Source organism: Streptomyces sp. 35G-GA-8 (assembly GCF_023534745.1).
Taxonomy (GTDB): Bacteria; Actinomycetota; Actinomycetes; order Streptomycetales; family Streptomycetaceae; genus Streptomyces.
The window spans coordinates 1-305 of sequence record NZ_JAMHJQ010000078.1; the positions used below are offsets into that span (position 1 = coordinate 1).

Genomic DNA, 305 nt, shown 5'->3' on the forward strand with positions numbered 1-305 from the left:
GACGACCAGGCGGGTGTCGGCGTCGATGACGACCTGGTGGTTGGTGGAGTACCGGTAGTTCTTCGACTGTGCGGCGATGGCGTGGTCGCGGGTGGGGACCAGGGTGCCGTCCACGATGAGCATGGTGTCCTTGGCGAACCGCTTGCGGGGCTGGAGAGCGAGCATCGGCCCGAGGTGGTTGATGATCCGGTCCGCTGCCGACTTGGACACCCCGAACAGCGGGGCGAGCTGGCGCATGGTCAGGTTCGTGCGCCAGTACGCCGCGACCAGCAGGGCCCGGTCCTCCAGGGGAAGGCTCCACGGCC

General features: G+C 68.5%; 1 protein-coding gene. It reads right to left on the minus strand.

Annotated elements, in window-relative coordinates:
* On the minus strand, positions 1 to 305 hold a 305-nt coding region (locus M1203_RS38600), incomplete at both ends, for a transposase family protein (RefSeq protein WP_249954530.1).